7 protein-coding genes are annotated in these 11,293 nt (G+C 53.6%); 1 reads left to right on the forward strand and 6 read right to left on the reverse strand.

The genetic code is table 11. The features are described from left to right. Positions 1-233: 233 nt before the first annotated feature. The 3 genes from G506_RS0104730 to G506_RS0104740 form a co-directional block, all read right to left on the reverse strand. The gene (locus G506_RS0104730) at positions 234-2,039 is read right to left on the reverse strand and encodes an AMP-dependent synthetase/ligase (RefSeq protein ID WP_035387011.1); all 1,806 of its coding nucleotides are present in this window, start codon (positions 2,037-2,039) and stop codon (positions 234-236) included. 179 nt (positions 2,040-2,218) lie between these two features. After that, entirely contained in the window at positions 2,219-4,651 is a 2,433-nt protein-coding gene (locus tag G506_RS20310) for an immunoglobulin-like domain-containing protein (protein ID WP_051201898.1), read from the reverse strand. 115 nt (positions 4,652-4,766) lie between these two features. Continuing rightward, positions 4,767-6,998 carry an immunoglobulin-like domain-containing protein gene (locus G506_RS0104740; RefSeq protein ID WP_084631160.1) on the reverse strand — a complete coding sequence of 744 codons (2,232 nt, stop codon included), beginning with the start codon at positions 6,996-6,998 and terminating at the stop codon, positions 4,767-4,769. 573 nt (positions 6,999-7,571) lie between these two features. On the opposite strand from G506_RS0104740, the gene G506_RS21220 reads away from it, so the two are divergent. After that, on the forward strand, positions 7,572-8,060 hold the full coding sequence (locus tag G506_RS21220) for an acyltransferase (RefSeq protein WP_084631162.1): 489 nt from the start codon (positions 7,572-7,574) through the stop codon (positions 8,058-8,060). 640 nt (positions 8,061-8,700) lie between these two features. Here the strand turns inward: G506_RS21220 and G506_RS0104745 are convergent. From G506_RS0104745 to G506_RS0104755, 3 genes are read right to left on the reverse strand one after another with little or no spacing between them, the layout of a single operon-like run. Beyond that, a complete protein-coding gene (locus tag G506_RS0104745) occupies positions 8,701-10,281 on the reverse strand; it encodes a hypothetical protein (RefSeq protein WP_028115874.1) in 1,581 nt (526 codons plus the stop codon). Further along, complete coding sequence (locus G506_RS0104750) at positions 10,278-10,736, reverse strand: baseplate complex protein (RefSeq protein ID WP_028115875.1); 459 nt, start codon at positions 10,734-10,736, stop codon at positions 10,278-10,280. The genes G506_RS0104745 and G506_RS0104750 overlap by 4 nt, the downstream gene beginning before the upstream one ends. Then, entirely contained in the window at positions 10,721-11,284 is a 564-nt protein-coding gene (locus G506_RS0104755; RefSeq protein ID WP_156904795.1) for a hypothetical protein, read from the reverse strand. Before G506_RS0104755 ends, G506_RS0104750 begins: the two co-directional genes overlap by 16 nt. Between the last annotated feature and the right edge of the window lie 9 nt (positions 11,285-11,293).

Below are 11,293 nucleotides of genomic sequence, written 5' to 3' on the forward strand. Positions count from 1 at the left end.
ATTGTTATTTTGTGGTGGCGAACTGCACTTGCTTGGCTGTTCGCAGGTTTTTATCAGTAATGCAGGTAAATGAGCTTTTTCATTAGGTTACGTCGCATTGCTATTTCAAATGTAGGTCATATTTGAGTAACTGGCAGGGCAATTTGGCCAATTAACGGCGTGGCTTACTGGCAGCAAAAAGGGCTTGCCACTGGCAAGCCCTTTGTTGTCGAGTTATTGAACGTTGGCGCCGGTTAGTGGCGGCGGCGATACATGGCGTCAATTTCGCTGGCAAACACTTGGGTGATCACCTTGCGGCGCAGTTTAAGGGTTGGGGTTAGCTCACCACGGTCGATACTGAACGGGCGGGGCAGCAGGGTGAACTGCTTCACCTGTTCGTGGCGCGCTAGTACAGCTTGGTTTTGCTGGATCCGCTGCTGAAATTCTTGTTGTACCCGATCATTGCTAAGTAACTGCTCTGGCGTCTCAAAGGCGATCTGTTGTTGCTGCGCCCACGCTTGCAGCTGCAGCATATCCGGTACGATCAGAGCTGACACATAGTTGCGACCATCGGCGATGATCGCCGCTTGTTCGATAAAGGTTTCCAGCGCCAGTTGACCTTCCACTAACTGCGGCGCGACGTATTTGCCGTTAGAGGTTTTCATCAACTCTTTGATGCGATCGGTAATGTGCAGATGACCGTGGTTATCGATGTAACCGGCATCACCGGTTTTATACCAGCCATCTTCAAACGCTTGATTGGTCTCGGCTGGGCGGTTGTAGTAACCAGCCATCACGGTATCGCCCTTAACTAAAATCTCATCATCAGCACCGATGCGCACTTGCAGATTGGGCAATGGCAAGCCGACGCCGCGGGTTTGGCGACTGGCGATGCGGTTACAGGTGACGGTGGCGCTGGTTTCGGTGGCACCATAACCATTGAGTAGCGGAATGCCGATGTATTGGAAGAAGCGGTTAACTTGGTCATCCAAGCGAGCGCCGCCGGCCGCCATCATCTGCAAGTTGCCGCCCAGAGCATCGCGCAGTTTTTTCAGTACCAGCTTATCGGCCAGTTGGTGCAGCGCGACGGCAATGCCAGAGCGTTTGCGGCCGTCGATTTCTGCTTGATAGTGGCGTCGGCCTTGGCGCAAGCACCAGGTAAACAGAATGCGTTTGTGCAGTGGTGCGGCGCTGACTTTGGCGCTGATGGTGCCATGGATCTTTTCAAACAGGCGCGGCACTGCGCACATCACTTCTGGCTTTACCTCGGTCAGTGCGCTTTGCACTGTGGTTGGGTCGGATAGGTACGCCACCCGTCCACCTTGGCTTAAGACGTACAGACTCCAACCGCGCTCGTACACGTGCGACAACGGCAAGAAGCTCAACGACAAAGTGTTGGCCGCTAACGGCACCGCCAGCGCGTGTTGTTGAATAACCGCGGCGATGTTTTTGTGGCTAAGCATTACCCCTTTAGGCTCGCCGGTGGTGCCGGAGGTGTAGATCAGAGTGAACAGATCGGTCAGAGCGACGCTGTTAAAGCGTTGGCTCAGTTCCGCCTGAAACGGCGCGGCGTCGGTCGCCAGCAGCTCGGCAAAGGGGATGATCTGCAGTCGACTTGGCTGCGGTTGCAACTCGGGGTTGATCAACACTAAGGTGGTTAGGCTAGGGCATTGTTCGGCCATCGCCAATGCCGCTTGATATTGCGCCTGCTCGCCAACGAACAGAATGTTAACGCCGGCGTCATTGACAATATAAGCCGCCTGTTCGCTGGTGCTGGTAGCGTAGATCGGCACCAACACCGCACGGGTCTTGATGCAGGCCAGATCGGTTAACACCCACTCTAAGCTGTTGCCGGCAAAGATCCCCACTTTATCTTGGGATTGCACTTGCAACGCCAGTAAGGCGGCAGCCACGGCATCGCTTTGCTGTGCCAATTGTTGCCACGTTAGGCTGTGCCAGTTGGCGTTTTGCTGGTAGCGGATTGCTTCTTGATTAGCGCGCTGGGCGGTGACTTGCGCCAGTTGCCGGGCGACCAGATAGGTGTTGAGATCGGTACTCATCGAGAGCTCCAAAAAACGGGATCCTCTCAGGCTAGACAGTGATGGCAGGATTGCCTAATGGCGCTTAGGTTGAAGGCGATCTTGGTCACGTTTGCTGGCGCTGGTCGTACCTGTTGACCGACCAAAAACGCCGCCCATGGCGGGCGGCGTGGTCAAGCGATTAACCTAGGTGGGGTGAGTTAACGAAATTCGACAAAGGGTAAGCGTTCACCCATCTCATTGAATGGACTGCCATCGCCGATATCTTCATCGTAAAGTACCGGCACGCCGCCTTCGCCATATTCACTGTAGCCCCAGCATTTTACCTGGCCAGTTTCAAATACGGCGCAGTGCTGATAGCCGCCACCGGCGATATCCACCACCCGAGCCTCGGTACCGAAATCGACAAAACCGGCAGCAGATACTGGGTTTTCCGCGCTGGTACCGAATTCAGTGTTAACGTCGTTACCGGCGTAATCGTCATCGCCCCAGCAGCTTACTTTGCCATCGGCGTACAATACGCAGGTGTTGTAGTAGCTGGTGACGACTTTAGTCACAGGCTCGCTGCTTGGCAGTTCGACAAACGGCAAGTTGTCGCCCATTTCGTTGTCGTCACTGCCCATGGTGATGAAGTACACCCGGCGCTGTTGACTCCAGCTGTAGGTGACGCTGCCATCGTAGCGGGTGACGGTGTCGGCGGTATCGCAGTACAGTTTGCTGTTGCTGATCTCGGCGTCATCGAGTTCGCCATTCATATCGCCCGCGTCGGCACCGTACTCCAGTAGCACGCCGATATTGCCCGGGGCATCGGCACATTGGCTGAGACCGGCGTTTTCGCTGCTGAGTTCGGTAATGCGATAGTTAAAGGTTTTATCAAATTGGACGGTATTACTGTCGCCAAGGCCATCGCCGCGATCCTCTTCATCACCAACCCCTAACTGGCCGTCGTTGTTGCTGCCCCAGCATTTGACTTGGCCGCTGTTGGCCAGCGCGCAAACGTGGTCATAACGGCTATGGATCTGAGTGACTTCGATGCCACCCAGCTCTACCACCGGCAGGCTGTCGCCCATCTCATCGGCTTGGTCGCCGATCTCTTCAAACGGGTTGATGTTGCTGCGCGAGAAGACATCCGCTTGACCTTGGCCTAATTTGCCGTCGTCGTTATCGCCCCAGCATTTGACGTTACCATCTTCCAGAACCGCACAGGCGCCATCATCGTTCATGGTCATGGTGATGGCTTGGTAAGGTGCGGCTGTGGCCGGATTGGTACCTAAATCGACGATTGGGATAGCGTCGCCAAGTTCTGCCGCCAGATCGCCAATGCCATCACTGAAACCAAACGGAATGATCGATTCACTGGCATCGCCCCAACAGGCGATCTCGCCAGTGTTAAGTAGGGCACAGGCAACCTCATTTTCGCTAACGTGCACTTCGACGCCATAACGGCCGCTGCCAAAATTCACCGGGATCATGGCGTTACCGAGGTCTTCGATAGCTTCAACGTCGTCGTCGAAACCGGTTCCTAGGACGCCGTCGTCGTTTTCGCCCCAACAGCGGGTAGTTTGATCGTCAAACACGCCACAGCCGAAGCTTTCAGCAATATCAAAATGCAGCAATTTGGCATCGGGCAAGATTGCGGCGGTAACCCCACCTTCCATGTCGCTGATCTGCAAAATGCCGTCGTTGTTGCTATCAACGCCATGGTAGAAGCCGTAGCCGCCGAATTCGCAGTCATTGGCGTAGGGCTCCTCAACGACGCGAGTCAGACTTTGGGCGCTATCGCTTTGATCGAGACAGAACTCGCGGCTATCGAGCCCGCCAAATGCATCAGACCACGTGGCGATCTTCGGCAGATCGCTGCCGCTACAGCTGTGTAAGCCATCAATTACCGCAAAGGTCAGTTGTTGCTCGCTGCTGCTTTTGCAGATCTCAATGCGGTTGTCGCTGCGACCGACGCTGGCTTCGCCAAAGTCGTCGCCAAGCTCGTCGTCATCGCCGATGGCAAAGGCGCCGTCGTTATAACCCCAACAGCGCAACTTGCCATCGTCGTCGGTCAATACGCAGGTGTCGTAGTAGTCGGCGACGATCTGGTGATTCGGTTTTAAGATGGTCACGGTACGGTCGAACTGCACTTGATTGCCGCTGGCGTCGCTGGCGGTGTAGCTAACCACATAGTCGCCGTAGCGCTGGCCGTTGACCTCTCCGCTGATCTGCACCGTAGGCGCGTCATCAAAATCATCCACTACGGTGACGTCACCGCCGTCGTAGTCGCTGCCCCACGGCAGTTCGAGACTCGCGCTGGCAACCACAATTTCAGGGGCGCTGCCATCAACCACGATTACGGTACGGGTGACGCTGGTGCTGTTGCCAGCGGCATCGGTGGCGGTAAAGGTGAGGATGTACTCGCCTAAGGTGCTGGTATCGACGCTGCCGGTAACGGTGATGGTCAGATCGCCATCTTGGCTATCGATAGCGCTGGCGCCAGCATCCAAATAGTCGCTGTTGCCATTGATGGTGATAGTGTTACTGCCATTTAGGGTAATTTCTGGGGCGGTGCTGTCACTGTCGCTGTCAGTACAAGCCGCGAGGCTTATTGAGCTGACTACAAGCGCCGCAATGCGGGTGTATTGCATGGTGTGCTCCTTGAAATAAACCGATTGTTGTTATGGTTGTTGTGCTTGCTGCACGGTTGTTATTTGGTGGAAAAACAGCAAAGGTCAGCGTTGATGACGCTGGCCTTAATCGTGGTTAGCGAAACTCAACGAACGGCAGTTTGCTGCCCATCTCGTAGTAATCTTCGCCGTTACCGATGGTGTGCCCCCACAGTGCCGGATAACCCAGTTCGCCGTCTTCGCTGCCGCCCCAACACTTCACTTGGGCGGTTTCAAATACCACGCAGGTCTGAGTACCGCCGGAATCGATATCGACTACTCGCGCATCCGTGCCTAAATCGATGTAATCCAGATCGCTGATAGGTAGGGGCTCGGCGGCGCCATAATCCAGATCGTGGTCGTAACCGGCGTAGTTACCCTCGCCCCAGCATTTCACTCTACCGTTATCAAACAAGGCGCAGGTGTTGTCATAACTGGTGCTTAGCTTGGTAATGGTGGCGCTGTCGTTCAGTTCGGCGAATGGCAGGTTGTTGCCCATCTCTAGGTAATCCGCCCCCAGTCGCAGGATCCGAACCCGATGGAAGGTGCTGAAGGTGCTGAAGTCGGTCAACGTATTGGTAAGGTATTGATCGTCGCAGTGCAGGTAATGCAGATCGACTTCGCCCTCTTCCAATATTCCGTTGCTAACGATGCCGCCGCCTTCACCGCTGTCTTCGCCCCAACGCACCAATACGCCACCATAGTTGGGGGCCGCCGGGCACCAATCGGCGCCGCCGTTGTCGGCGGTCAGTTGGGTCACTTGATAGACGTTAAAGCGTGGGATGCTGTATTGATAGTCGGTTGAGCTCGCGTGGCCGTCACCGCGGTCGCTGGTATCGCCGATGCCCAACTGACCGTCGCGATTTTCTCCCCAACACTTGATTTGATTGTCGTCGGTCAAGGTGCAGACGTGGTGTTCGCGCAGGCTGATGTCGATGACGTTGATGTCGCCGAGTTGAGCGTAGCCGAGGTTATCACCCATATCCTCGGCCTCGTCGCCAATGGCGAAGTAGGGATTGGCGTAGTATTCCTGATCGCTTTCACCTAAACCCAGTGCCCCACTGTGGTTGTAACCCCAGCATTTTACCTTGCCATCCTCTAACACCGCACAGGCGCTGTTGATGCCCATCTCCATGGTGGTGACCAGATAAGGAGCAGCAGTGGCAGGATTGAGGCCAAAATCGATGGCGGGTAGATTGTTGCCCAAGGTGCCATCGCTAAAACCAATATCGCCTTCGGCATCATGGCCGATGACGGGGTGGTTGCCATTGCCCCAGCATTTGACCTGTTGGTTGTTCAGCACGGCACAAGCGACGTTGGCACCGCTGACGTGCACTTCGGTGGCATACAAACCGTCACCCAAATCCACCGGTACTAGGGCATCGCCTAACAGTGCTTGATCGTACACATCCAGATCGTCGCCCCGACCAAGGGCACCATCGCGACTCGAGCCCCAGCAACGGGTGGTATTGTCGGCAAACACCCCGCAGCCCATGGATTCGGCGATATCAAAATCCAGCAGTTCGCTGTTTGGTAAGATGGCTGGGGTAACGCCGCCCTCCATATCACTGATCTGCAACACGCCATCTTGGTTGTCATCGTTGCCGTAGTAGAAGCCGTAACCGCCGTATTGGCATTGAGCGAAAGGCTCAGCTTCGACGCGGGTCATAAATGGCCGGTCGGCATCGACAGTTTCACAGTATTCCACCCGGTCAACCAAAGTTTCGCCATCCAACCATTCGGCTACTTTGCCGTCGCCCGAATCGCATACCAGCACCCCATCACTGATCTGATGGCTTAGGGTTTGCTCTGGGTAATCGCGGCAGATCTCTACATGGGTCGCTTCGGCGGTATCATCACCGACACTGTCACGACTGCCATTGCCGTGGCTACCATCGTTGTAACCCCAGCAGCGTAGTTGACCGTCGTCCTCGGTAAATACGCAGGTGTCGTAGAAGTCGGCTTTGATCTGGTGCTTGGGTTTAAGCACCGTGACAGTACGACTGATGCTACTGCTGTTGCCGCTGGCATCGGTGGCGGTGTAGGTCAACAGGTAGTCGCCGTAGCGTTGCGGATTAACTTGGCCTGCGATGGTTACGGTTGGGTTATCGTCGGTGTCATCGCTAACCTCTACGCCGCCATCGTTGAAGTCGCTGCCGTAGCCAATGGTTTCAACTTCAGCACCGATTAGGCTAATCACCGGTGCGCTGTTGTCGGCGTCAATGTTGTTCAGGTTATTGCTGTTGGTGTCGCTTTCGCTGCCGTCACCGCAACCAGCCAAGACCATGGCGGCAGCAACTGCACTCCAACGCAAAGTTCGCTGTGTCATGTCATCTCCCCAAGTAATTCAGTTGTTTATCGTTGTTGTTAAAATCATGTTAACAACACCAAGGGCAAATTACAGCGCGGATCAGTGCCAAAATCGATTTGTAAGCGATTGATTAACAGTATTTTTATTGTGGTTATTGCGCGGGCGGTGGGGTTTTGTGGCGGTAAAATGTGAATGGCTTTTAGGCTAAAAATTCATCATCAACAACGACTTGATGGTTGTCCGTTGAGCTGGCATTTAGTCGACGATTGTGGTGCTTGGTTGTGCCGCATCGACGCAGTATAATCCCGCCTCTTTTTTCGACAGTGAGCCACCATGACCTACGCCGCTTCCCGTTTTTCCATTGCGCCGATGCTGGATTGGGTTTATTGTTGTTTTTTTTCAATTACTTAAGTTGTTGAAGGTGTACTATAGGCGTACCCTTTGTTTTTTTTGTCCGAAATGAAGTCGCCAATCATTTATTGTCATCTTGATTGTATCCAGATGGATTCTTGAAAGAGATATGGTTGTCCCATGCTCTTGATTTAAATAAAATCATTTAAGATGATTTGTCATATGACCTAAAGGTTAGATATGTTTTATTGTTTTGGTTCGGTAATATATAGATTTCTAGAAAATTCACATATTAAGTCTAGAGAGAGAAAATTTAAAAGAAGATATTCTTTAGATAAATCCTTTGATTGTAAAAGAATCAATGTTCATTTCTATGGAAAAGGTGACATTATAGGTGGGAAAAATTCTTATGTCGGCCATCAAACAGCTATACAGGTTGCAAGTGGTTGCTATGTAAGAATAGGTGAAAATGTCAGAATTAGCCACAATGTAAGAATGTATACAACATCAACAAACACTGACCAAGATTTTAACTGTCTTCCTTTAAATAGTTACTCTGGAAATATTGAAATTGGCAATGGTGTTTGGATTGGAGCAAATGTTTTAATATTGCCGAATGTAAAGATAGGGAATAATGTTGCAGTAGGTGCGAATAGTGTTGTGGTTCGAGATATTCCTGACAACACAGTATATGGTGGGGTTCCTGCAAAATTCATAAAAAACAAATGAATTTATAAATGCTTGGGTTGTTATTATTCAGGCATTATTTTGCTCTTGAATCCTTACTATTAATAACCTTTCAAAAGGGGTGAGTTTGCTCTCCCCTTTGTCATTTCTGGCGTTGTCCCGTTTTGTCCGATTTTTTAAATGGACAGTTTTCCTTGCCAGCCCTTACTGGGCGCGGATTGCGGCGATCTTACCGGATCGCCTTTTGATCACCTCAAATTATCAAAAGCTGCCACGCAAAATAGCAAAGCCTATTAAATTCATAGACTTACTTTTTTGCCTCAGTTCGCCCAGATCGGTCAGCTTGGACAAAGTTAGAAAAAGCCGGACGGGAGTCCGATTTTTGAAAGTGTCATCAGTCGCCAGAAAGCGCCTTGGCGCAAGGCTTTGCAGGCAGAATCGGACCAAATTAAAACTGGATTAAAAAAATGCCCCGAAACCCGCGCTGGGTGGGGGAGTTGTGCGGATTACGTGGCAAAACCCCAGTTTTACGTGGGCTTTGCGCAGGCGCAGTGGCGCGCTGTGCGATTGTGCAGAGTGCATTCAATGCTCGGATTGTCTTTTAAATGGATGCGGCAGAATCGCGCTGATGGCGTTTGGTGGGGCTGGATTGGTTGCTGCCCTCAAGGGGGAGGGCAGCAATTTAGATCATTGGGGCGAGGGTGCTACCAAGGTTTTTGGCTTGGCCGCTTTGACTGGAGAAGTCACCTGCAACATCCGCAGCGGTGGTTGGCGTTCCGGCTTTGGTGACGATGTGGGTATGGCTTGCAGCGCTGCTGGCGAGCTGTTCGACCACGGCCATCAGTTCGTGCAGCAGTTGATAGATGTTGGTGTTGTCACTGCCGGCCCAATGGGTAGTAGCCACGGATTTGCGTAGTTTGGCAACGCGCTCTAGCAAGTTTTCACCAGCCAACAGTTCGTGGGTTTTCTCGGTGGCGATGCGGGTGCCAGATAGACCCAACAGGGTTAGCCAGTTAGCGGCGATAGTTCGATGGCCTTGGGCTTGTTCGATATCGTGTTGTTCAACACTGCGCTGGTGCGCCCCTAATTGGTGCTGCTGGCTATCGGCTTTGACTGTCACGGTTCGGGCCGTCTGCTGTAGGAGGTGTTCCGTGTGTAGTAGCTGATCACCACCGCTAGTGATGTGGTGGTACGCCTCGCCTTGTTGAATGCGACTGTCGCCATTAGCCAGCTGCGGCAGCGAAAGCTCCTCACCTAATACGGTACGCACGAATGGCCGGTGGCTGTGGCCAAAGGCGAATCCCAGCTCGACGATAGTGCCTGGTTGCGCAAAGGTGAACTGACCCGCGCTGTGACTTACCGCACCGGGCAGTGGCACATTTCGATAGGGCGGCACTAGGGTGTTATCGCTGCCATCAGGATTAATCAGCTGCACATCTACCGCTAACGCTGGACGTTTGGCGGTTTGCAAATGGCCAGCAACGACCGGTTCACAGGTGTTGATCACCCGAGCAAGTTGGCTTAGGTGAGTTTGGGCGCCCAGTTCGGGGAAGTGTTGCTGCAGTTCTCGTTGCTGGGCGGTTTCCGACTGGTACCACTGCAGCGTTAATTGGCTGCCATCGAACAGCAGCTGCTGAACGCGATTGCCGTTAACCAAGGTATCTGGACGGATGGCTGGCAGCATTGGCAGTTGCACGCCGCTGTTGGCGCGTTCGCCAGCATAAAGCTTATCGTCAACGGCGATGGGATTACTGGCCCAGTGGCTTTGCTCCCACGAACCGAGCCAGATAGTGCCGTTGGGTTTGCTGAACCAAGTGTAATTGTCGATACCAAATATCACCCCAAGTTGGGCCATCAGCGCATAGCCGGTACCTCGATGGGTCAGGTTCGCGGTGGCCAGTTGGGCGCAGGACTCTGGGCATTCCAACGTTAACCCGGTGATCACCGCCATCGCATCCAGCAGATCACGAAGGGTTGGGTGCAGCATCGACAGTGGTAGCGGCTTAGCCAGACGTGCGGCGGGTTCACGCAAAATCAGGCGATGGGTTTGGTTGGTGAGGGTTTGGCAAGATTCCACCGTGGCGGTCATCCAGCACTTCAGTGGTGGTGCATAGGCTAATTCCACTTGGACCGACTCGCCCTCGGCCAACGCTTGGCCGCAGGTGACAATGGCACGACCGGCGCTGCCTTGGGTGAGTGCTGCGGTAATGCTGAGTAGCGGATGAACCCGATCGCCAACGCGCAACTGTTGGTGCAGCTTCATAAGCTGGCCCCCTCTGATTGCGCCAGTGCTTGGTCAAAGGCTTGGGTGTTTTGGCTGCGCTGCTCTTGCTGCTCGGCGACACTTTTCACTTCACGCAAGGTGAAGCTTACTTGCCACGCATGCAGCGTGGTTTGTTCGGTCAGGCTCAATTGGCCGGCGAATTTGGCAAGGCGGCACTTAACGACGCGTGCCGTAGCATTGCCAATCCGAAAAGCATGGCGACTGCCATCAGTGGCCTTTTGCCGAGACAGCTCAACCAAGCGAACGGCTTGGCGTTCGTTGGTGTACGACAGACGACCGGTTACTTTCAACTCCACCGGTTTGGTGCCTGTTTCGGCGGTGATTGCTTGTGAGCTTTTGCCGCTGGCATCTTCATCGGCAAAGTTGGCGCTGACTGATACGGTCAGGTTATCGAGGTGAACGGCTTCACCGTCGAGTGTTAACTGAACTGACATTGTACCTCCAGCTCTGGCAGTGGCTGATCGCTAAGCACCACCGTCGCTAAGTAGTCGAAATGGGGTGGTAGCACTAGGTTGCGGATCTGTTTGGTTAGCTCTGTGGCTGAGCCATGAAGTTTGCGTGCCCAAAGTTCGACAGGTTGCGGCGCGGTGTTGGCTTGTTGCTGCAAAGCGGCTTGGTTGGTATTCCAGTCACTGCGCCACTGTGACAGCGCCTCAGCCAGTTCGGTCGGCTGCTGTGCCATCGCAGCGATGGCCGCTTTGCCTTGGTTTTGTTTGCGGCCGATAACTGTTTGGACCGATGACGGCATACGCCACAGGTTGGGATTGCGGTTGCTGATCAGATTGTCGTCTTGGGCGGCCTCGGCTTGCAGGCGCGCCAGCTCAGATTGCCAAAACTCAAAGCCCGCCTGGCGCTGAAAACTGGTCACCCTGTTGACCAGCTGAGCTCTGGACATGGCAACGATTGCAACGATGTAAGCGTAACCGCCTGCAGGTAACTGAATGCTATCGAGGCGGGCAGTGCAGTAGTAGATGTGAGTCATTTGTTTGGC

The sequence above is a fragment of the Ferrimonas senticii DSM 18821 genome (genome assembly GCF_000422665.1).
GTDB lineage: Bacteria > Pseudomonadota > Gammaproteobacteria > Enterobacterales > Shewanellaceae > Ferrimonas > Ferrimonas senticii.